Below are 21,092 nucleotides of genomic sequence, written 5' to 3' on the forward strand. Positions count from 1 at the left end.
ACCGCAAGAAGCGGCTACGGCCACAGGCGGGGCACCATGACCAGCGCGAGCACGAATATGAGCAACGTCAGCGGCGCGCCCACGCGCACGAAATCGCGGAAGCGGTAGCTGCCGGGGCCATAAACCATCGCGCACGACGGTTCGAGGGGGGTCAGGTACGAACAACTCGCGGCGATGGCAATCATCATGGCAAATGGGCGCGGATTTAGATCGGTCAGAATCGCCGCCTGCAACGCAATGGGCAGCATGACGATGGCCGCGGCCTGGTTGGACATGGGCTGGGTAAGCAGGACCGTCAACATGAAGAAGCCGCCGAGGAGCCAGCGTGGCCCCAGTCCGTCCACCAGGAAACCGGCAAGGTACGCCGCCGCCCCCGTTTCCTGCATGGCCGTGCCCAGCCCGAGCAACGCCGCGATCATGATGATTACACGCCACTCCACCGTGGCGTAGGCCGCCGCGGGTGAGATGCAACGCGTGGCAAACACGATCACGACGCCCAGCATTACCGAGATCGCGATGGGAAGAATCCCCAGTGCCGCCAGCGCGAGCACGCCCACGAAGGTGGCAATCGCCACCGGCGCGCGCGCGCGGTTGGGGCGCAGCGTGTCCATCAGCTCTACGCGCCCCAGTGCCTGAAAGGTGGGTTCGTCGCGCATGCGCGAGAGAACGTCGCGGCGCCCCTGCAGCAGCAGGACGTCTCCGATCTGCAGCGGCACGTCGCTCATTTTGCGCACCACGTGCACACCGCGATGGTTCATCCCCAGCACCTGCAGCCCGAAGCGCTCGCGGAAGCGAAAACCACGCAGGGTGCGCCCGATGAGCGCCGAACCAGGCAGCAGGATCGCCTCCACCAGGCCCATGTCGTGCTTCTGCAGTTCCGGGTCGGACAGCGTCACGTCCGCCTTGATCTTCACACCGGCGATGTCCTTCACGCGCACGATGTCCTCCTGCCGCCCCTCCACCATGAGCACGTCGCCATCCTGCAGCAGCGTGGCCCCGTCGGGCTGGATGTACTCGCGCTTGTCGCGCACGATGTGCAGAACGGTAAGGCCCAGGTTCTCCCCGATCTTCGCCTGCGCCAGCGTTTTGCCCGCGAGGCCGGATTTGGGCGTGACGATGAGTTCGCTCAGGTAGGGTCGCAGGCCGAAGCGGTCGGCCAGGTCCTGCGCCTTGGCGCGATCCGGCACCAATCGCCGGCCAATGAGAATCATGTACAGGATCCCCGCCAGCGCGATGGGGATACCGATGGGGGCGAGTTCAAAGAGACCCATGGGCGCCATGCCGTGGTCGCGCATGACACCGCTCACCACCACGTTGGTGGACGTGCTCACCAGAGTGACAGAACTGCTCAGCGTGGATGCGAACGCCAGCGGCATCAGGAAGCGCCCCGCACTGGTGTTGGTGCGCTGGGCCATGCTGAATGCGACGGGGAGAAAGAAAGCGGTCGATGCCGTGTTGCTCATGAACGCGCTCATGGTGGCCGCGGCCACCATCAGCAGCAGCAGCGCTCGGGTGGGACTCTTGCCGCTCTGGCGCATGAGCGCGCGGCCGATCACGTCCACCACACCCGTCCGCTGCAGGGCGGCGGTCATGATGAGCAGGCCCAGGATCAGAATGACGGTGTGGCTGCCGAAGCCGGCGAAGGCGCGCTCGGTGGGCAGGAGCCCGGTGAGCACCAATGCCAGCAGAATGCCGAGCGCGGTAACGTCGGGAGAGACCTTCTCCGACCAGAAAATTGCAATGCCGGCGCCGAGAATCAGCAGTAACAGTGCGATCTCTGGTGTCACGGCAACTCCCTTTTTCTACAGCTCCTGCCGGGCCCACCACCGCCATGTCGCGCGGACCGGTCGCCGGGCTGTCAAGGGTAACGGCCCGGCACCGGCTGCGCAACGACGATCGTCGGCAGTGAACTGGGCAGGTTTGTGCCATCCCCCGGGTGTTCGTATCTTGCTATGATGCACGGGCAACTGTGACGCCGTTTCGTAAGACATGACCCCACCATTCATCGCAATGCTGTTCGCCTTTACCATCGCGCTTCCGGAGCAGGGCGGCCGCGTGATCCTGGAGGATCGCCTGGCCTCCGCCCTCGTCCTCGCGCCGGGCGACACGGTGGAAATTCGCATGACCGGCGACAACCGGGACGCCACCGCCTTCGTGGTGGCGGGCACCCACACACCCCCGCCCGACCCGGCGGGCATCAGCCGCAGCAGCCGCACGGTATGGATGTCGCTCCCCGACCTCGAAGACCTCTCCGGACGCCACGACCGCGTGAGCCGCTTCGTGCTGGCGCTTGCGCCGGGCGCGAATGCCGATTCGACGGTGACCGCACTCAACCAAATGGAAATGGGCTTTCGCGCCTACCACGCCACCGACGTGGCCGCGCGCTCTTCTGAGACCTTCGTGGTGATCTCCAACTTCCACAAGGCAATCTCGTTTCTCTCCATCATGGCCGGCTCGGCCTTCCTGGCCGCCATCGTGCTCCTGCAGGTTCAGGAGCTGCGCAAGTCGCTCGGCGTGCTGCGCGTGCTGGGCTTCTCGCGGCGGCGCATCTACGTTTCGGTGGTGGGGGAAACGGTGTTACTCGCCAACACGGGCGCGGCAATCGGGGTGGCGCTGGCACTGGTGGTGTCGCGCGGGGTAAACATGTACTACCGCCGCTATTTCGACACCGATCTCGTCTTTTCCGCGGTGACGGGAATGCACGTGGCCCTGGCATTCGGGATCGCCACGCTGGTGGGACTGCTGGTGGGATCGCTGGCAACCGCCTACCTGTTCCGTTTGCAGGTGAACGAGGTGCTGGGCCGATGATGATGATGCGCATCGCGCTTCGCAACGTGCTGCGGCACCGGCTGCGCACCACCTTTTCGGTGGCGGCACTCGCCATTGCGGTAGCGCTGCTGGCCGACATGCTCATGCTCTCCACCGGCATGGAGAAGACATTCAACCGGGTGCTCTCGTCGGTGGGATACGAAGTGCGCGTATGTCCACGCGGCACGCTCCCCTTCGCCACCGAGGCGGTGATCACGGAGAGCGCGCGCGTGACCGACCGGCTCGCGCGCGACGCGCGCGTGGCCCGCGTGCTGCGCGTACTCGGAACCACCTTGTACGCGGACTCGGTTCCCGTCTTCGCGATGGGTGCGAGTGGAGAGGACCAGTCCCTGTACCGTGTGGTGGAAGGTGTCGACATCTCGCGCGTGCCTGTGCCGGAACAAACGCCCCTGGTGATGAACAGAAATGCCGCCGCCGCACTCGGCGCCGGGGTGGGCGACACACTCTCGCTCACCGCAACGCCGCCCGGCGCAACCATGGCGTTCTCGGACGGCGCGATAGTGGTGGTGAGCGGCATCATCGACATCGCCTTCGACCTGCCCGGCCAGCGCACGGTGGTGATGCCGCTCGATGCGGTGCAGCGACTGCGCCCGGAATCGCGCGACGCGGTCTCCTTCGTCCTCGTCAAACTGCACGCCGGCGGCGACGATCCGCTCGCGCCCGCCGGGGTTGACGACCAGCGCGCGGTGGCGGCCGGGATCGAGGCGGACTTCCCGGAGTTGTCGGCCTACTCGATGGACACACTCATGCTCGCGCTCGAGCGGCAACTCGCGTACTTCAAGCAGTTTGCCACCATTCTCTCCACCATCAGCCTGTTCATTACCTTCCTGCTCATTGCCGTGCTGCTCGCGATTGGCGTGGGCGAACGTCGCGGCGAGATTGCCGCACTGCGCAGCATGGGCTTTGCACGGCGCTCGATCCAGTGGATGATCGTGGCGGAGAGCGTTGTATTGCTGGCCATGGGTGCCGCGATCGGCGCGGTGCTGGGCTGGTTTCTGGCCGGGTATCTGGACGGCATCCTCACCCGCTCGCCGAGTTTGCCGGACGGGTATCGTTTCTTCATACCCGCGCCGCGCGAGATCATCCTGGCGGTGCTCATTTCCGGCGCGGCCGGCGTTGTTGCGGCGCTGCTCCCCGCGGTGCAGGCGGCGCGCGTGGATATTCCCCGGACCCTGCACGAAGAGGTGGTGTGAGTGGCGGCCGAACCGATCATCGTGGCCGAACGAATCGGCAAGAACTACCACGTGGGAGCCAGCGACGTGGAGGCGGTGCGCGACTTCTCGCTAACCGTCGCGCGCGGTGAGTTCGTCTCCCTCATGGGACCCAGTGGCTGCGGCAAGAGCACGCTGTTGAATCTATTCGGCTGCATCGACACGCCGACCTCGGGACGGCTGCGCGTGTTCGGCACCGACGCGGCGGCGATGAGCGACGGCGAGCGGTCGGCCCTGCGCCTCAGGCGCATCGGATTCGTGTTTCAGCGCTTCTACCTGCTGCCCATGCTCACCGCGTTTGAGAACGTGGAACTGCCCATGATCGAGGCGAAGGTACCGCGCCGCGAGCGCACCGAACGCGCAAGATCGCTGCTGGAGCGGGTCGGGCTGGGACACCGCATCAAGCACCGGCCCCACCAGCTCTCCGGCGGCGAAATGCAGCGCACCGCCATCGCGCGGGCGCTCGCCAACCAGCCCAACCTGGTGATCGCCGACGAACCCACCGGCGAGCTCGACCGCAAGACGGGCGCGTCGATCCTGGCACTGATCAAGGAACTGCAGCAAGGCGGCCTCACCGTCGTCATGGCCACCCACGACCCGCATGCCGCCGAACTCGGCGACCGCGCCATTCAGATGGAGACATCGTGAACACCGTCTCGTTCATCGGCAAGGGACTCCGCTTCCGCCCGCAGCGCACGTTGCTGTTGCTGCTTGGTTTTGCGGTGGGTGTCATGGTGATGACGGTGCTCCTGTCCGTGGGCACCGCCGTGCTGGACCAGGCCATGGACGAGGATCTGACCGGCGGCGGCGACGTGGTGCTGCTGCCCGTCGGCATCGACGTGTCCGTGCTCAAGACCGGCGGCGTCACGTCCATGAACTTCGACATCCCCAACGCGCGCTACCTCACCCGCGAGTTCCTCACCCCGCGGCGGCTTCCCGGCGTGGATGTGGTCTCACCCGAGCTGTCGCGCGTGTACGGCACGCTCTCCCACCGCGGCAACGAACAACTGGTGCGCATGGAGGGCGCGGTGCCATCCCGCTTTCGTGGGCTGTGGCCGGCGATGCCCGCTGCGTTCGCCGACACGCCGCACGACCGCGACTACATCGACCCCGACTTCACCGCACTGCTCTACCAGATCGACGCCTTCCACCCGCCGGTGGTGGACACCAGCCAGGTGTGGGCGGAGTGGCACTACTTCAACTACCACGACGACGCGGGGCGCTCGCTATACGTCTCCATCAGCGGTGTCACCTTCGACGAGGACATCGCGGCCAGCGGCTACTCGCGCGGCGTGGTGCTGTTCGAGTTCGTGGACGAACACGGCCGGCAGACGAAGATGGTGGACATCCTCCCCGGCCGCGAGATCCGCGCCTCGTACGACTCCCCCGATCTGCTGGTGGGCTTGAACGCGGTGCGCCTGGACGGCGGCGCCTACCGCGTGTCGGTTGCGCTCTCCGACTCGCTGGCGCGGCCGGTCACGGTGACGCTGGATCTCACCCCCACACCGCACCAGTACATCCCGCCGGTGACACCGCTGGGCGAGGAGACGCCGTTCGGTTACGTGGTACCGGTGGTGCGCGGCCACATGACGGGACGCGTACAGATGAATGGAAGCACCATCGAACTCGACGGTGTCGGTTATCACGACCACAACTGGGGTCACTTCAGGGACGCGGTGTGGGACTGGGGGATCGTGCACGCGGGCCCGTACAGCATCCTGTACGGGCGCTTTGCGGAATCGCAGCGGGAGCTGCAGAACCGGCCGCTGCTACTGGCCGCGTTCGACGGCGACGGTCCGCAGCGCTTCGTACTGACGGGCGACTACCGGGTGGAATGGGCGGAGACATCCGCGACACCACCCCCGAAGACCCGCGTCATGCATGCCACAGCGGCGCAACGCTGGCCGCGTGTCATCTCGCTCTCGGCCGTGCGGGGGCCGGACAAGCTCGCGTTGACCATCGAGGTCGAGCGCCACTTCCTCTCCGAGACCGGCGGGGGCGAGCAGCCGCTGTTCCGCGCGGACGAGACCGCGCGTTCGTTCTTCTACCAACTGGAGGGACGCGTGCGCCTGACCGGACACCTGGACGGCAAAGCGGTGGACGAGACCGGCCACGCCTACTCGGAAACGTTCTTCGTGGATCGTTAGCGTTTTGCGGTAACCGGTCCGGGTCCGAAGCCGTTGAGGGTGTCGACCACGCGCATCAAATCCCCGCTCCGGTAGAAGTCCACCGCGACCAGGTTGGGGATCATCTTGCGTTCTTTCTGGCAGGCACGCGCGCGCTTCAGCAGGAAGTCATACGCGTTCACGATCTCCGCGTTGCTGGGCAGCGGCGTCGGCGTGGTTTCGATCCAGTGGTTCATGAGCAGCAGCGAGCCCGAGGTTCCACCGCGGCCGGGCTTGTTGGAAAACTCGGACGGATCCAGGAAGCGGTACGGGGTTTCCTGGCAGACCTCGAACGCGGGGTGATACCACGGCACCCCCTCCGTGTTGTTTTCGCCGAGCACCACCACACGCTGGTCGCTATCGACCATTTCCCGCAGCGTCGGCCAGGGCGCCGTTACCGCCCCGCGGTACACGAGACGGTCGAGCCCGCTCTTCTCAAAACAGGCTGCGACATCCTGCGGCGTGACTCCCTCGTCCTGAATGATGATGACGATGACCTCGCCGGGGTTCATCACGAGGAACTCGCGGATCTGCTCCAGCGCGGCGACAAAGCGTGTGGCCCCGAGTTCGCAGAAGCCATGACAGAAGTAGACGTCGCGGTTTCCGGTTTCCTTTCCCACCATGCGGTCCCGAATGCGCATGGCGGCTCCCACCGCTTCCTTGCCGAGCGCTTCCTCATACTTGGCCATGGAATTCGTCTCGTCCTCGAGCTCCGTGCGCACCCGGTCGCCCACCGGCACGCCGTAGTGGACGTCGATCAGGAATCCCCGGATGCCGTCCTGGAGCTGGGCGCGGATGCCCTTCTGCTGGTTCGGGAACATCCAGTCCGCAATGTCGCCCGCGCTCATCGAGTTGTGCGTCGCCGCCAACGCAACCTTGTCGAAGCGGCGGTCGCAGAGTTCCGGGTGGCCATTGCATGCGTCGACCACTGAGTCCGCAACCGGGGCGCGGTCCTGGCGCACATACCAGATAGCCCCGGCACCGATGACCACCACGCCGACGACGGACGCGACCACGTTGCGCGGGAGGCGCGAGTGCCTGCCGCTGGACGCGGCTGCTACCGCCGCTTCAACTCTGGGAATCCAGCCCATGATGGCCAGGAAGATCTCCTGTATGCCAAAAAAGAACAGGACGCCCGCGCCGGCCACGGCCAGCACCTGCATGGCCACCATGGGATGGAATGCGGCCACCCCGCCGGCCAGTGCGAGGCCGGCTCCGCGCAGGAGTCCCAGCGAACCGCGGCGGGGCCGCCTTCCAACGCCCCGCCACGCGTGCGCCGCGATGGCGGCAATGTCGACGCGGTTGAAGGTGGACGTGACGCCCGCCACCAGTACCAGCCCGATACCCGCGAAGATCCACATGCGCAGCGCCAGCGGTCCGATGAAAGCCGTCCACAGCCCGCGAATGAGTCCGGACATGAACTCCGCCCCGGCCATCGACGCGAGTAGCGGCCCACCGAACTTCGCCAGCGCACCCACCACCGCACCGGACACCGCCATAGCGAGCCCGTAGCGCACGAGATCCTGCTCCTTGCGCTGCGAGAGTCCAAGGCTCAGGGCGCCAAGCACGAGACTCAGGCCGAGCAGCACGAAGGCACGCGTGCGCATGCGGTTCGCGATGCGCATCGCGCGGGCGAGGTATTTCCCGGAAGGCCAGTCATCCTCGTTGGCGATGACCGCGAGCGCCTTTGCGGGGATCTTGGCGGCTATTTCCGGGTTCGTGGCGAGCGCGTCACGAACCACGACACCCGCGTCGTTCAAGGTCAAGGAGATGCTCTTGCCCGTCTCCGAGAGGATGGTTTGGTGGGTCTCCTTGACCGCCTTCTTGACGACCGCCCGAAAAGCAACGGAACCCACCACGCGCTCCACGGAGCCCACGATGATCGGGCGGTACGGCAGCAGGTCGTGACGAGCGGCGATGATCTGGTCGGAGAGAACTCCCGCGACCACGCCCGCGAGCTCCGGGTCCGAGAGCCCGTCGGCCACGCGGGTTGCAAACACATCGGCGTCGAAGAACGTGCGCGAAAAGTAGGAGTAAGTTGCGCCGAAGAGGAGCGCGGCCAGGCTGATCGTGCCACAGGCCACAACGAAGATCCGGCGGAGTTGATTCTTCATGGGGAACCCGCCCCCCGGGGCGGTCAAGGAGCTCATGCATCCGGGCGAGCGCCACCGGCTGTCTGGGGAAGTCGCCTATTGCCCCGGCCGTACGGGTGGCGTAACATCGGACCAGACTTTACCGGCCGCCGATCCCAGCACCGCCGATTCTAAAGAATCCCGAAGAAGAAGAAAATATGAATCGAACCCGGTCATCGGGTTCAACTCACCTTCCGATTCGTTGTTTCCTGAAAGAGACCACCATGCCAGCAAAGACACCCGTTGACGACCAAGGCCGCGTAACGGCGAAGGACCTTCTGGAAGACCTCCGCGCCGTCATCCACGACGCCGAGGAGCTTCTGCGCGCCACGGAAGGACAGGCGGACGAGAAGATCGCCGGCATCCGCACCCGTGCCGAGGAAACGCTGGGCGGCGCGCGCGAACGCCTGGAGAACGCGGGTGCCGGCATCGAGGAGAACGCCCGGTCTGCGGCGCGTTCCACCGACGCGTACGTGCGCGAAAACCCGTGGATTGCGGTTGCGGTTGCAGCCGGGATCGGCTACGTGCTGGGCGCCCTGGGGCGACGGCGCTAGGGGCACGGCCATGAACGACCGTCCGCGCACCAACCACCCCCACGGCATTCTTGATTCGTTTCGGTCACTGCTCGACACGATCCTGACCATTCTGCACGGCAGGGCCGAACTCCTCAGCACCGAGCTGGAAGAAGAAGTGACGCGCCTGGTCCGCGTGCTGCTGTGGGGGATCGTGTCCGTGTTCTCGGTGATCATCGGTGCGTCCTTTCTGGGCACCATGCTCCTGGTGGCGGCGCCCGAGAGGTACCGTGCCCTGGTCGCCGCGGGGCTGGGACTCGTGTTTCTGGTCATCGCCGCGGTCGGGTTTGCTGCCATCCGCAGAATCCTGCACTCGAAACCGCGCCCCTTCGACGCCACGCTCGGCGAACTGGAGAAGGACCGCGACGCCATCAGGAGCCGGCGATGAGTTTCCGGCCGGATGCGCTGGCCGAGCGCCGCAAGGCCCTGATCGCGCGCTGCGGCGAGGAGCGGGAGGAACTGGGCGCGATCGTCGGCGGGATCGAGAGCAAGCTTGCCCTGGCGGAAACCGTGGTCGCGACGGCGCGTGGACTCAACCGGCATCGCGCCCTCGCCGGCGCCGCCGGGGTGTTCATGGTGCTCGCACCCCTCGCAGCGCGGAGCTGGATTCGCCGCGCGCTCTGGCTGATCCCCGCGGCCATCGAGGGATACCAGCTCTTCGCCGGGCACAGGCGGTCTCCGCCGGACGACCCGTCCCCGCAGGCCGAATCCACCGGCTGACTTCTTCCTGTTGGTTTCGCGCCGCATCGCCTACTCTGGCGGCGTGACACCCCCTGCCCAGCTCGAACTCGAGCTTCTCTCGCACGTCAACGCGACGCCGCCACGCGTCGTGGCCAGCCGCCATCTGCAGAAGCACCGCCTGCGCAACGACGTGCTGCGGCGCGTGGAGTACGTGCGCCGTTACTTTCCCGAGCTCGACGGCGAATCCATCACGGTGGGTGTTACGCGCGCCGCGAGCGGCATGGCCATCCCGGGCGGCACGCGTATCTGGCTCAACCCGTCGCGATTGTCGTATCACACCATCGCGCACGAACTGATGCATCTGCTGCAATGCCGTGACCTGGGAATTCCTTCCGGGGAGAAGGCGTGCGACGTGTTCTCGCTGGCGCGTCACTGGACGCTCAACGACGAGCGGCCCAGCTACATCCGCGTGCCCAGATCCATGCTGGACGAGAACGGACGACTCAATGACGCGCAGGCGCGCGTCGTGTTCGAAGTCGCCCGCGAGGCGGTGGTGCAGCGCTCGCACGGCATGCGCCGCTATCTGTCGTTCTTCGAGGCCGAGCTTGTGCACCGCTGTCAGCGCGAACGCAGCCTGCGCCCCATACTCATTGCCCCCCTCGGAGCAATCTCACCGCGTTAACCGTTCATCGAGTCCACCACATACTGCACCAGCGGACCCGTAACTCCTGTTCTAACGCGTTGTGCGGTGTCCCTATGCGGTGTACACTTAATGCTCAATTCCATACCGCAGTGCTCCCGGAAACAAACGAGGTCGCGCCATGAGTCGACGCACAAAGCGTCGAACGCTTGCCCCCTCGGGCTGGCTGTTCGGTTTCCTCGCACTGGCGTTGTTGGCCGCCGTGCCGGCATTCGCCGGAACCCTATGTGGAATCGTCCGCGATGGGCAGACCCTTCTGCCCGTTGATCGCGCGGCGGTTTTTCTCTACGACAACCTCGATCAGTACACCGGCCTCTATGCGGGCACCGACCCCGCCGGCCACTATTGTATTGATAACGTCCCTGCCGGCACCTACACGCTGCAGGTGCGCGTGGATGACTACGTGGCCGCCGTGGTTCGCGACATTGTGGTGCAGAGTGCCACCAGTGTCGATGTGCACACCCGCACCCCGTTGTTCCTGGCCGGGCCACAACCCAACCCGGCCACCAACAACGTCACCTTCAGGTTCGGCTCGCCCGGCGGCGAACCCACGACGCTCGAGGTGTTCGACATCACCGGCCGCCTGGTGATGGGCTGGAGCGGTGAAGGCAGCGGTGACAACGCCATTCAATGGAATCTCAAAGACCCGAACGGCTCTCCGGTCGCTTCGGGGGTCTACGTGGTTCGTGTGCGATCGGGCGGCAACGAGGCCGTTCGGCGTTTCGTTCGGCTTCGCTAACCGATCAACCCGGAGGACACCATGCGTACATCTCGAAACCTGATTCAACAGTTGCGTTGGTCCGGGCGTGCGGGCACGGCCCTCGCGCTGCTCCTGGTCCTTGCCTGCGGCAAGGACGGGGACCAGTATTCGCCGCTGCCGGCCTCTGACAGTCCGGTGGCGGCGGTGGTAGCGGGAACGGTTCGCGACGCGCAGAAGAGCGTGGTCGCGGACGCGCTCGTGGTCATCGAGCCCTCCGTGGAAGGGGTTCCGCTCACGGCGACACTGCTCGCCCACGGCGACGATGCGGCCAACGGCCCGGCCACGTCCGGGCGCCGCGTCACCACCACCGGCGCCGGCGGCAGCTACGCCTTCAAGGACGTCGCACCGGGCGACTACTACCTGCAGGTCATCGCCGACGACCATCTCGGCGCCATGCAGGCAATCTTCGTTCCCGCCCCGGAGGCGTTGCTGGACACGGTGTACGTGGACGTAAACCTCACCCCCACGGGCACGCTGGACGGTGTCGCCACGCTCGAAAACGCCACCAGCCACCAGGGCACCGTGGTGTACGTGCAGGGCACGTCGTACGTGGCGGTCACCGACCCCACCGGCGCCTACTCGCTGACGGACGTGCCGGTCGGCAGCTACACGGTGCGCGCCACGCATCCCGGCTATCTGGACGACTCCGACAGCGGGACCATCGCCATGGCGGGCGAAGTGGCGCCCGTGCCGGCGATGTACCTGCCGCTCGTGTCCAACATTCCACCGGTGGCAACCATCAGCGCTGCGGGCCCGCTGTTCAGCAACTTCCCGGTCGACTTCGTCGCAAGCGGCAGCGACGTGGACGGGACCGTGGTTCTCTACGAGTGGGACTGGGAAAACGACGGTGTCTTCGACTATGCGAGCGTGGACTCCGCCAACGCCAGCCACACCTATACCACGGATGGCAATTACATCGCGAAGCTGCGCGTGACCGACAACCAGGGTGCAATCGGACTGACCGCGATCAACCTGGAGATCGGTCCCCTGCCCACATCCACGGTCTACATGTCGTGGCGCGGGAGCGATACCAATGCCGGGCTGCTTCCCAATGTTCCGGTGAAGACGCTGTCCAAGGCGTACGCCACCGCAATGGCCAACAGCAGCACGGCGATTCTGATCGAGGAGGGAGCGTACAACGAGGTCCCCAATCTGTTGTCGGGGATCGACGTGTCCGGTGGCCGGACCTGGCCCTCATGGGCAGAAGGTGTCGGCTATTCGACGTTCAACGTTGGCGTCACCCCCGCCAGCGCAAACAACATCACGACCGCCGTGCTGGTCCGGCGTATCCATATTCAGGCATCGTCCGCCCTGGCGACCGGTAACTCGATTGCGATGCGGGTCACCAACTCCGCGGCAACCGTCCGCTTCGAGGAATGCATGTTCGTCGCCTCGAACGCGCGCGCCGGCACCGCGGGCGGTTCCGGAAGCAATGGCCCGAGCGCGAACCCTGGAGTGTCGGGCCTCGGCGGCAGTTGCAACGGAACCTACGGCAATGGCGGCTCGGGCGGCTCGTCTCCGGTGGGACGCACTGGAGGAACGGGCGGGCGGGGTGGACTGGAAGGGGCCAACAACGGGGTTGCCGGCGGCACCGGCGTCGGTGGCACGGCAGGGGGTAGCGGCGGCCTGGGCGACTACGATAACAGCCTCATCAGTTGCAACGCGGTCGGCGGTCCCGGCGGCAGCGGCTCACCCGGTGCCTTTGGCGCGAATGGCGCCGCGGGAGCCGCCGCGCCAAACACCGGCCAGACAGTGGGCGGCAACTGGACTCCCATGAACTCCGGAAACGGCAGCAGCGGCTCGCCGGGTAACGGCGGTGGCGGTGGTGGCGGCGGCGGCGGCCAGGGCGGTGTCGTCTGCGACGATGGCGGCGGTAATGGCGGTGGTGGCGGCGGCGGCGGCGCGGGTGGCGGCGCCTTCGGCTCCGGCGGCGGGGGCGGTTACGCGTCCTTCGCCGTGTGGGTCTACAACTCGTCGTGCGAATTCGCCTCGTGCATCTTCCAGACCGGTAGCGGCGGCAGCGGTGCCGCGGGCGGCGGCGGCGGCATCGGCGGCGTGGGTGGAAATGGAGGATCCGGCGCAGCCGTCTGCACATCCGAGGTCGGACGTGGCGGCAACGGCGGGCGGGGCGGCGATGGCGGCGACGGCGGTGGCGGAGCGGGTGGCCCCGGTGGGCCGAGCGTGGGTGTGGCGTACTTCGGCGCGGCCCCGACCATTACCAGTCCTCTCTATACACTCGGCTCGCCCGGCCCGGGCGGCAGCGGTGGCACCAACGGCTTCGGGGGTACGGCGCCAGCGGGTGCGGCGGGTATCAGCGCAAATACGCTCGCGTTCTAAGCCGTATCCAGGGAGTCAACGAGAAGGGGCGCACCATACGGTGCGCCCCTTTTTTCACGTGCTCACGTTGCGCTGGCCGCTCAGGCGCCCAGGCCTTTCTTGACCTTGTCGGCGATGCCGGGCGCGGCGGCGGCCACCGCGTCCACCAGGTCGCGCGCTTCGCGCAGCGTGCGGTCCGCGTACTTCTTGTCCTCGATGCCGGGCAGATTGATGAGCACGTTCAAGAACGCGCCGCCCGCGGCGGTGCGCAGCGCCAGCGCCGCCACCCCCGCGTCGCTGATGGAGTTCCTGTTGCCCTTCTCGGCGGTGGCCTCGATGAGCGGCAACACGCGGTGACACGCGCGCATCACCTCGAGGGGCACCTCGATGGCCTGGCGGGTGGCGTCCTGGATGGCGGCATCGCGCCGCTTCTGTTCCTCCTCGGAACCCTTCGGCATCCGGTTGGCGGCCATGACGGCGTCGAACGCGCGTGCATCGTCGTCCACCGCGCGCACGAACGACTGTTTGATCGACTGGGCCAGGTGCGCCACCTTGCCCATCTCCTCCCACGATTCCTCGTAGCCCTTCTTGCCGTGGGTGAGGTTGGCCACCATGGCGGTGAGCGCCGCCGCCAGCGCGCCGCACAACGCGGCCACGCTGCCGCCGCCCGGCACCGGTGCTTCTGTCGACGTCAGATCCACGAACGACGCGACACTCGCGCTCGCCAGCGGGGCGGGTTGCGCCACGCGGTACTCGATGATCTTCTGCGCGGGATCGAACCCGCCCAGCTCGCGCAGCCCCAGCGACTGGATGGCGGTCTCGATGAGTTCACCCTCCGGTACGCCCGGCGACGCGCCCTGCTTCTCCAGGTAGTGCAGACCCGCGCGCCGCATCGCCTCCAGCGGTATCAGGCCCACCAGTTCGCTGCCGGTGGCGCGCAGCCCGCGCGCTTCCGCCTGGCGCGCCACCTCGTCGAAGGCCACGTGCGGCGGGGTGATGTCGAAGTCCGTCAGATTGATGGATATCTGCGCGCGCTGGTACTCGTCGATGTACCAGCCCACCGCCTTGCATTCCTTGAGCGTGCCCGCTTCGTAGACGAAATCGCCGTTCATGTCGCGCACGAAACGCCCGTGTTCGTCGCGCTTCTTGCGCCCGGACTCGCGGATGGAGAAGGCGATGTCGTTGGCCTTCTTCCGGTCGCGCGTATTGAGGTTGACGTTGTAGGCGATGAGAAACTTGCGCGCGCCGATCACGGTGGCTCCGGAGCGCGCGTTCATGCGCGCAGGGCCGAAGTCCGGTTTCCACGCCGGGTCGGCGAGCTTCTCCACCAGCCCTTCGTATTCGCCGGCGCGGATGGCGGCTAGGTTGCGGCGCTCGTCGCTGGAGGCGGCGAACTCGTAGAGATACACGGGGATCTTCAATTCGTCGCCCACGCGCTTTGCAAGCACGCGCGCCAGCTCCACGCATTCGCCCATGGAGGTGGTTCCCAGCGGCACGAAGGGGCACACGTCGGTGGCGCCCATGCGCGGGTGCGCGCCGCTGTGCTGGCCCATGTCTATCAATTCGGCGGCTTTGGCAACGCCGCGGAAGGCCGCGTCCACCGCGCGCTCCAGCGGTGCCACGAAGGTGACCACGGTGCGGTTGGTGTCGCGGCCGGGGTCCACGTCGAGCACGTGCACGCCCTCGCCGGCGGCGATGGCGGCCACGATGGCGTCGATAATGCCGCGATCGCCGCCCTCGCTGAAATTCGGAACACATTCAACCAGTTTCATCCTGCTGCTCCTGTCCAAGCGGTTTTCGCTCCCGCGATACTAGCCAAGAATGCGCCCATCGCCTACCGGAACTGGCGAGGATCGAAGAGACCCGGCGGGACCTGGTTGGGCACGATCTCGGTGTAGCGGTAGATGAAGTTCCGGTCCGGGCCCTCGGCCATTCCGAAGGCGAAGAAAACCATGAGACCCGCCACCTCACGCCAGTCGTCAAACATGATGCGCAGCGTTCCCTCGGCACCGGCCGGATTGAGTTCGAGCAGGCGCGGCAGCCCGCTCTCCTCGTCGATGAAGATCGCCGCGGGACTTCCGCCCTCGTCCCGCATGTCGACCCGGGCGCACGCGTGGCCGTCCACCGTATCCATCCCCGCCACGGTATGGCCGGAGAAACGAGTGTCGATTTCGAACAGGTCCAGGTGAAACTCGTGGCCGCGCACGAACGCGCGCACGCGCGGGTCGCCCTCCACCATCCTGGCTCCGTCGCTCAACCACGTGCTGTCCGGGGTGCTCCACACCGCGATGCTGTCCACACCGTCGCTCTGTCGAAAGTGCACGCTGCCGGGGCGCACCGATTCCACCCAGGTGCGGAAATGTCCGTCGGGGCCGATGCAGTTCGCGGCCACGGACAAGCTGTGCAGGCGGCCGATGGCCTCGCGGCCACCCAGCGCCCGCGTCATGCGTGCCACGGGATCCGCCTGGCTTGAGTTGTTGCAACCCGCCGCCAGCAACGGAGTCAGCGCAGCTACGATCCATAAGAAGCGTCTCATCATAACCACCACCGGCTCACCAGCCTTGGTTCAACATCCACGATTCGCCCGTTCACGGAATCCACCACCACGCGCACCCAGCCAATGTCGGGCGAACCGAAGGTCTCGATGCGCGTGAACGTGTCGATGGGGTCGGGACGCAGCGGCGGGTCCCATAGCGGATGGTCGACGACGAAGGTGTGCCCGTCGCCGTGCAACAGCAGCACCTGGCCGTCGAATCCGAGCACCAGTTCCCGCAGGCGATTCACCAGGCGCCCGAAATCGGCATTCTCCGCGCGTGCAAACCCGGGTTCTGCGTGCATGGCCAGGATCACGCCCTTCAGGCTGTCGGCGTGCGCGACCGCGAACGCCTCCTCCAGCCACGCGACGGCGGCATCCTGGCGCCGCACCACCTCGGCGTCGTCCTCGGCCGTCCGTCCCGGGAACGCTTCCGCCGCGTCTCCCGAACCCACCACGTGAATGGTCGCACATACGAAGCCTCCCCGCACCCAGCGCACGTTCTCCACGAACTCCGCGTGGGCGGGATCCGCGGCCTGCGACACCACGCGCATCGGGCGAGTACCCAGCGTCCGCGACGGATCGGAAAAGAACGTCGCGCGCAACCGTGCCAGCCGCTCCAGCGGTTGGAAGTCGCCGGCGAGACCCTCGTGGCAGTCCGTCCACTCGTTGTCACCCGGCGTGTACACCACCGGATGTTGAATTGCATTCATCTTTGCGAGCATTTCGTTGTAGTGGCCGTCCGAGCACGGATACCAGAAGATATCGCCGATGTGAAACAGCCACGCGAGATCGGCGCCGTCGACGTCCCGGACGAGGCGCCGAAAACGTCCTTCCTCCCAGACCCGGTAGGGGCCGTCGCCAAACACCCCGAAGGCGAAGCACCCCGGCGGCAGCGGGGCGGGCGCCTTCGGCCCGGAACACGCGAGCAACACGGCAGCAATGGCAACGAGTGGTATTCGCGACGCATTCACCAGGTCACGGCGCTCCGTGCAGACTCTGCGCCGCGGGAAACGGAACGCGCTTGCCTGTGGTCATGGCCGGCACGCCGCTTCCGGCCGGGCCACCGCGCCGCAACGCGACATACCAGCCGCTGGCCATCCAGCGCGGCACCAGGTCTGCAAGTTCGGTATCGAGAGAACCGATGGCCGGATTGCTGCGCAGGGTCTTCGAGATGGTGAAGAGGAAGTCCGAGTTCATGAAGCGCTGCACGTCGAGGCCGTTGCGATGAAACAGCGTCACCAGACTGCCGGGCGTGAAGTGCCGGGTGCGGACCCGGGAGGCGACGGTGGATCCCGCGGCGTCGTCGCCCCCATCGCGCTGCCGGCTCCAGCGGCGCGCGAGGCTGCGCGGGCTCAGGTAGCTGGAGAGTTGGCGGGGACCATAACCGTTGGCGGCGGCGACAATCACCACCCCGTCCGGCCGGAGGTGGTGCACGACGTTGGCCAGCAGCGCGTCGGGGTCGGCGGCGCGCTCGATCACCCCCGACGCAATCACCAGGTCGAACCGCTCGCCGCCGCGAAACGCAACCGCATCGGAGGCCGTCACCGAGAGGTTGTCGAAGCCGGCCCGCGACGCGGCGTTGGACAGCGCGTCGAGGCTGCGACGGTCGGTGTCGACGGCGCGCACACGCGCGCCGGTCCGCGCCAGCGGCAGGGTAACCGCCCCGGCGCCGCAGGCGAACTCCAGCACGGACAGATCTGTGACCTGCGCACGGCGTTCGGCCGCGAGGTCTTCCAATGCCCGGTATACGAAGAGCAGCTTCCTGCGATCCACGGCGTCCCGGCAGGGACTTACCGCGGCAAATTCTTCAAAGGAAATCGTGCTGGCCATGGAGTACACGCTCGTTCCGCCATCATACTACGCTCCGGCGGGTTGTCACCACCAGAGCGTTCCTGCCCGTCCGCCTGGTGCGTCCGTGGCTGTCGGCAAGAATGATGCGCACGGTGTTCCCGCCTCTCAATGGTCAGGAAGCCTGGAAGCGCCGCTCCGCCTCCGCCGCCAGATGGCCGCCGATGGCGAGCGATGCGGTGGCGGCGGGAGAGGGCGCGTTGCGCACGTGCAGCACGCGTCCCGAACCGCCAAAACTGAAGTCGTCCAGAAAGCGTCCCCGGCGGTCGACCGCCTGGGCGCGCACGCCCGACGGCCCGAAGATCAGGTCCCCGTCGCCGAGGTCGGGAATGTAGCGGCGCAGCGCATTGGCAAACGCGCGCCGCGAGAGGTCGCGCACGAACTCGCCCGCGCCGGTGGCGCCGTGCGCCAGCGCCATGCGGTAGAAACCCGGAAAGCCCGCCAGCTCCAGCATGTCGCGCGCGGAAACGTCGCTCACACGGTATCCCTCGCGTGCAAACGCGAGCACCGCGTTGGGGCCGGCGTGGACATCGTCGTGGACGGTGCGGGTGAAGTGAACACCGAGGAACGGGTAGCGCGGGTCGGGCACCGGGTAGATGAGCGCGCGGATGCGGGCGGCGGCATCGGCGGTGAGCGTGTAGTAGTCGCCGCGCATGGGCACAATGTGAATACCGTCGCGGTGGCCGGTCATGGCCGCGATCCGGTCCGAATGGAGCCCGGCGCACGTGATGACGAAGCGCGCGCGCACCTCGCCGCCCGGGGTGGCGATCACCACCTCATCGGCCAGCTCGCGGATGGCGGTCACCCGGCGGCCGGTGAGAACCGCACCGCCGCCGGCCTCGATATCGCCGGCGAGCGCGTGGGCCACCGCGCGAAAGTCGATCACCCCCGTGCCGTGGGAGTGCAACGCCCGCAGGCCCGTCACCGCCGGTTCCAGTTCTCGCAGGCGCTCGGGGCCGATGTCCTCCACGTCCTCGATGCCGTTGTCCTTTGCGCGCTGCGCCAGCGCGGCCATCGAAGCCAGCTCGCGCGACTCGATGGCGACGATCAGCTTTCCACAACGGCGATACGGGATGCCCCGCTCCTGCGCAAAGGCCTCCAGCTCGCGCTTGCCCGCGATGCACAGGCGCGCCTTCAGGGATCCGGGTTTGTAGTAGATGCCGGCGTGCAGGACGCCGGAATTGTGCCCGCTCTGGTGCCAGGCGACGTCGGCCTCCTTGTCGAGGACGGCGATGCGCGCCCCGGGGTGGCGGCGCAGGAGTTGCCACGCGGTGGCAAGGCCCACAATGCCGGCGCCAACAATCAGGTAGTCGAAACGGGTCTCGGGAGACGTGTCTGTGTTCATGTGGATTGTGCCACCAGTTGGACGTCCCGGCAGCATACACCATTTGGCCCGCCCCGGTCGCCGGGTGCTATACTATGCGGGAGCCGCCATTCGCATCCACCACGAGGTAACCATGAAAGTCATCGCCGATCTGACCGTGCTCCCCCTGGGAGTCGGCGTCTCCCTGTCCAAATACATTGCTGCGTGCGAAAAGGTCCTCAATGAGGCAAGACTCGAAACGCGCCTGCACGCCTATGGAACCAACATCGAGGGTGAGTGGGACGACGTGTTCGCCGCCATCAAGCGCTGCCACGTCGTGCTCCACGAAATGGGCGTTCCGCGCGTGTCGTGCGTGATCAAAGCGGGAACGCGCACCGACCGCGCCCAGACCATGGACGACAAGGTGCGCAGCGTCGAAGAGAAGATGTAGAATCGCCCGCGCCGTATCACCGGGCTAGAACAGCCCGGTGATGTTGGCGTCCGCGTCGATGTCCATGCGCGCCGCCGCCGGAACCGCCGGCAACCCCGGCATGAGCATCATGTCCCCGCATACCACCACGATGAACCCCGCCCCCGCCGAGAGGATGGCGTCGGTCACCGTGATGGTGAAGCCCTTTGGCGCGCCGATGAGTTTCGGGTTGTCGGAAAGCGACGACTGCGTCTTGGCAATACACACCGGCAACTTGCCGTAGCCAATCCTGGCAAAGCGTTCCAGCTTAATACGCGCGTCCTTCTCGAAGTACACATCGTCCGCCCCGTAGATCTCGGTGGCAATCCTGCGCACCTTCTCCTGCGGGGTCGCGTCCAGGTCATACAGAAACGTGCGTTGCGGATCGGGGTTGGCGTCGGCCAGTTCGGTGGCAATTTTGGCCAGCTCCATGGCGCCTTCCCCACCCCGCATGAACGCGTCGTGTGGCGCGAACGCCACCTCCTGGCCCGCGCAGAAACGGCGCAGTGCCGTGATCTCGGCTTCGGTGTCGAACGGGTAGCGGTTGAGCGCCACCACAATGGGGACGCCGAACTTCTTCATGCCGCGGATGTGGCGCTCCAGGTTGGCGAGCCCGGCCTCGAACGCCTCCTGGTTCTCCTTCTCCAGCAGTTCCGCCGGCTTCTCGGGCACGCCACCGTGGCGTTTGATGGCGCGGGTGGTGGCCACGATGACAACCGCGTTGGGATACAGCCCAGACTGCCGGCACACGATGTCGAAGTACTTCTCGCCGCCCAGGTCCGAACCGAAACCACACTCCGTCACCACGTAGTCCGCGAGCTTGAGTGCGGTGCGCGCCGCGATCACGCTGCTGGTGCCGTGCGCGATGTTGGCGAACGGCCCCGCGTGGATCAGCGCCGGCGTGTGCTCGATGGTCTGCACCAGATTGGGCTGGATGGCGTCCTTGAGCACCACCGCCATGGCGCGCTCGGCGCCGAGGTCGCGTGCGGTCACCACCTCGCCATCCAGGTCGTAGGCAACCACGATGTCGCCCAGACGCTTCTTGAGATCCTCGCGGCCATCGGCCAGCGCGAGGATGGCCATCACTTCCGAGGCCGCCGTAATCACGAAACCGGTTTCGCGCGGAACGCCGTTGGTGGGCCCGCCCAGGCCCACCACGATGTGCCGCAACGCGCGATCGTTCATGTCGAGGGCGCGGTTCCACAGCACGCGGGTCACGTCGATGCGCCGCTCGTTGCCCTGATAGATGTGGTTGTCGAGCAGGGCGGCGAGCAGGTTGTGCGCGGTGGTGATGGCATGGATGTCGCCGTTGAAGTGCAGGTTGATGTCCTCCATGGGAATCACCTGCGCGTAACCGCCGCCGGTGGCGCCGCCCTTCATGCCGAACACCGGACCCAGCGAGGGTTCGCGCAGCGCGATCATGCCGCTCTTGCCGATCTTTCCGAGCGCCTGGCCGAGTCCGACGCTGGTGAGCGTCTTGCCCTCGCCGCGGCTGGTGGGGGTCATGGCCGTCACCAGGATGAGCTTTCCGTCCGGGCGGTCCTTCCATCGATCCAGCGCTTCCAGGCGG

Annotated in this window: 19 protein-coding genes; 11 read left to right on the forward strand and 8 right to left on the reverse strand. The window is 66.8% G+C overall.

Going from position 1 to position 21,092, the window contains the following annotated elements:
* Positions 1 to 14: 14 nt before the first annotated feature.
* The gene (locus OEX18_06885; GenBank protein MDH4336991.1) at positions 15 to 1,787 is read right to left on the reverse strand and encodes an SLC13 family permease; all 1,773 of its coding nucleotides are present in this window, start codon (positions 1,785 to 1,787) and stop codon (positions 15 to 17) included.
* Positions 1,788 to 1,989: 202 nt separating this feature from the next.
* Here OEX18_06885 and OEX18_06890 point away from each other — a divergent pair, with 202 nt between their 5' ends.
* From OEX18_06890 to OEX18_06905, 4 genes are read left to right on the forward strand one after another with little or no spacing between them, the layout of a single operon-like run.
* Positions 1,990 to 2,808: an ABC transporter permease gene (locus tag OEX18_06890; protein ID MDH4336992.1), complete on the forward strand. Its 819-nt coding sequence runs from the start codon at positions 1,990 to 1,992 to the stop codon at positions 2,806 to 2,808.
* On the forward strand, positions 2,805 to 4,022 hold the full coding sequence (locus OEX18_06895; protein ID MDH4336993.1) for an FtsX-like permease family protein: 1,218 nt from the start codon (positions 2,805 to 2,807) through the stop codon (positions 4,020 to 4,022). Before OEX18_06890 ends, OEX18_06895 begins: the two co-directional genes overlap by 4 nt.
* Entirely contained in the window at positions 4,023 to 4,688 is a 666-nt protein-coding gene (locus OEX18_06900) for an ABC transporter ATP-binding protein (GenBank protein ID MDH4336994.1), read from the forward strand. It abuts the gene before it with no gap.
* Positions 4,685 to 6,187, forward strand: a complete 1,503-nt coding sequence (locus OEX18_06905; protein MDH4336995.1) for a hypothetical protein — start codon at positions 4,685 to 4,687, stop codon at positions 6,185 to 6,187. The genes OEX18_06900 and OEX18_06905 overlap by 4 nt, the downstream gene beginning before the upstream one ends.
* Here the strand turns inward: OEX18_06905 and OEX18_06910 are convergent.
* Positions 6,184 to 8,319 (reverse strand): hypothetical protein, encoded by a 2,136-nt coding sequence (locus OEX18_06910; protein ID MDH4336996.1) that lies wholly within the window; start codon positions 8,317 to 8,319, stop codon positions 6,184 to 6,186. The two genes, OEX18_06905 and OEX18_06910, sit on opposite strands and share 4 nt — an antisense overlap.
* Positions 8,320 to 8,561: 242 nt before the next feature.
* Here OEX18_06910 and OEX18_06915 point away from each other — a divergent pair, with 242 nt between their 5' ends.
* The 6 genes from OEX18_06915 to OEX18_06940 all read left to right on the forward strand — a co-directional run bounded on the left by OEX18_06915 (position 8,562) and on the right by OEX18_06940 (position 13,387).
* The gene (locus tag OEX18_06915; GenBank protein ID MDH4336997.1) at positions 8,562 to 8,891 is read left to right on the forward strand and encodes a DUF883 family protein; all 330 of its coding nucleotides are present in this window, start codon (positions 8,562 to 8,564) and stop codon (positions 8,889 to 8,891) included.
* Between the two features lie 10 nt (positions 8,892 to 8,901).
* Entirely contained in the window at positions 8,902 to 9,297 is a 396-nt protein-coding gene (locus OEX18_06920; GenBank protein MDH4336998.1) for a phage holin family protein, read from the forward strand.
* On the forward strand, positions 9,294 to 9,629 hold the full coding sequence (locus OEX18_06925; GenBank protein MDH4336999.1) for a hypothetical protein: 336 nt from the start codon (positions 9,294 to 9,296) through the stop codon (positions 9,627 to 9,629). Before OEX18_06920 ends, OEX18_06925 begins: the two co-directional genes overlap by 4 nt.
* A 43-nt stretch (positions 9,630 to 9,672) precedes the next feature.
* Positions 9,673 to 10,272, forward strand: coding sequence for a hypothetical protein (locus OEX18_06930; GenBank protein ID MDH4337000.1), 600 nt, complete (start codon positions 9,673 to 9,675; stop codon positions 10,270 to 10,272).
* 139 nt (positions 10,273 to 10,411) lie between these two features.
* A complete protein-coding gene (locus OEX18_06935; protein ID MDH4337001.1) occupies positions 10,412 to 11,029 on the forward strand; it encodes a T9SS type A sorting domain-containing protein in 618 nt (205 codons plus the stop codon).
* A gap of 21 nt (positions 11,030 to 11,050) precedes the next feature.
* Positions 11,051 to 13,387 (forward strand): PKD domain-containing protein, encoded by a 2,337-nt coding sequence (locus tag OEX18_06940; protein ID MDH4337002.1) that lies wholly within the window; start codon positions 11,051 to 11,053, stop codon positions 13,385 to 13,387.
* A gap of 80 nt (positions 13,388 to 13,467) precedes the next feature.
* Here OEX18_06940 and ftcD read toward each other — a convergent pair whose 3' ends face one another.
* The 5 genes from ftcD to lhgO all read right to left on the reverse strand — a co-directional run bounded on the left by ftcD (position 13,468) and on the right by lhgO (position 19,095).
* A complete protein-coding gene (ftcD, locus tag OEX18_06945) occupies positions 13,468 to 15,138 on the reverse strand; it encodes a glutamate formimidoyltransferase (protein ID MDH4337003.1) in 1,671 nt (556 codons plus the stop codon).
* Positions 15,139 to 15,200: 62 nt separating this feature from the next.
* Positions 15,201 to 15,821: a hypothetical protein gene (locus tag OEX18_06950; protein ID MDH4337004.1), complete on the reverse strand. Its 621-nt coding sequence runs from the start codon at positions 15,819 to 15,821 to the stop codon at positions 15,201 to 15,203.
* An 80-nt stretch (positions 15,822 to 15,901) separates the two neighbouring features.
* Positions 15,902 to 16,873 (reverse strand): hypothetical protein, encoded by a 972-nt coding sequence (locus OEX18_06955; GenBank protein MDH4337005.1) that lies wholly within the window; start codon positions 16,871 to 16,873, stop codon positions 15,902 to 15,904.
* Positions 16,874 to 16,877: 4 nt separating this feature from the next.
* A complete protein-coding gene (locus OEX18_06960; GenBank protein MDH4337006.1) occupies positions 16,878 to 17,732 on the reverse strand; it encodes a methyltransferase domain-containing protein in 855 nt (284 codons plus the stop codon).
* 133 nt (positions 17,733 to 17,865) lie between these two features.
* Positions 17,866 to 19,095, reverse strand: a complete 1,230-nt coding sequence (lhgO, locus tag OEX18_06965) for an L-2-hydroxyglutarate oxidase (GenBank protein MDH4337007.1) — start codon at positions 19,093 to 19,095, stop codon at positions 17,866 to 17,868.
* A gap of 112 nt (positions 19,096 to 19,207) precedes the next feature.
* Here lhgO and OEX18_06970 point away from each other — a divergent pair, with 112 nt between their 5' ends.
* Positions 19,208 to 19,504, forward strand: a complete 297-nt coding sequence (locus OEX18_06970) for an MTH1187 family thiamine-binding protein (protein MDH4337008.1) — start codon at positions 19,208 to 19,210, stop codon at positions 19,502 to 19,504.
* Between the two features lie 24 nt (positions 19,505 to 19,528).
* Here the strand turns inward: OEX18_06970 and OEX18_06975 are convergent.
* Positions 19,529 to 21,092, reverse strand: a 1,564-nt coding sequence (locus OEX18_06975; GenBank protein ID MDH4337009.1) for a formate--tetrahydrofolate ligase, incomplete at its 5' end; no start/stop codon positions are given.

The organism is Candidatus Krumholzibacteriia bacterium, from assembly GCA_029865265.1.
Taxonomy (GTDB): Bacteria; Krumholzibacteriota; Krumholzibacteriia; order WVZY01; family JAKEHA01; genus JAKEHA01.

Excerpts from the sequence above, each read along its gene's own strand:
- OEX18_06925 (MDH4336999.1), top strand. The coding sequence starts at position 9,294 with ATGAGTTTCCGGCCGGATGCGCTGGCCGAGCGCCGCAAGGCCCTGATC.
- OEX18_06915 (MDH4336997.1), top strand. The coding sequence starts at position 8,562 with ATGCCAGCAAAGACACCCGTTGACGACCAAGGCCGCGTAACGGCGAAG.
- OEX18_06935 (MDH4337001.1), top strand. The coding sequence starts at position 10,412 with ATGAGTCGACGCACAAAGCGTCGAACGCTTGCCCCCTCGGGCTGGCTG.
- OEX18_06910 (MDH4336996.1), bottom strand. The coding sequence starts at position 8,319 with ATGAAGAATCAACTCCGCCGGATCTTCGTTGTGGCCTGTGGCACGATC.
- OEX18_06970 (MDH4337008.1), top strand. The coding sequence starts at position 19,208 with ATGAAAGTCATCGCCGATCTGACCGTGCTCCCCCTGGGAGTCGGCGTC.
- OEX18_06960 (MDH4337006.1), bottom strand. The coding sequence starts at position 17,732 with ATGGCCAGCACGATTTCCTTTGAAGAATTTGCCGCGGTAAGTCCCTGC.
- ftcD (MDH4337003.1), bottom strand. The coding sequence starts at position 15,138 with ATGAAACTGGTTGAATGTGTTCCGAATTTCAGCGAGGGCGGCGATCGC.
- OEX18_06890 (MDH4336992.1), top strand. The coding sequence starts at position 1,990 with ATGACCCCACCATTCATCGCAATGCTGTTCGCCTTTACCATCGCGCTT.
- lhgO (MDH4337007.1), bottom strand. The coding sequence starts at position 19,095 with ATGAACACAGACACGTCTCCCGAGACCCGTTTCGACTACCTGATTGTT.
- OEX18_06940 (MDH4337002.1), top strand. The coding sequence starts at position 11,051 with ATGCGTACATCTCGAAACCTGATTCAACAGTTGCGTTGGTCCGGGCGT.
- OEX18_06920 (MDH4336998.1), top strand. The coding sequence starts at position 8,902 with ATGAACGACCGTCCGCGCACCAACCACCCCCACGGCATTCTTGATTCG.
- OEX18_06895 (MDH4336993.1), top strand. The coding sequence starts at position 2,805 with ATGATGATGATGCGCATCGCGCTTCGCAACGTGCTGCGGCACCGGCTG.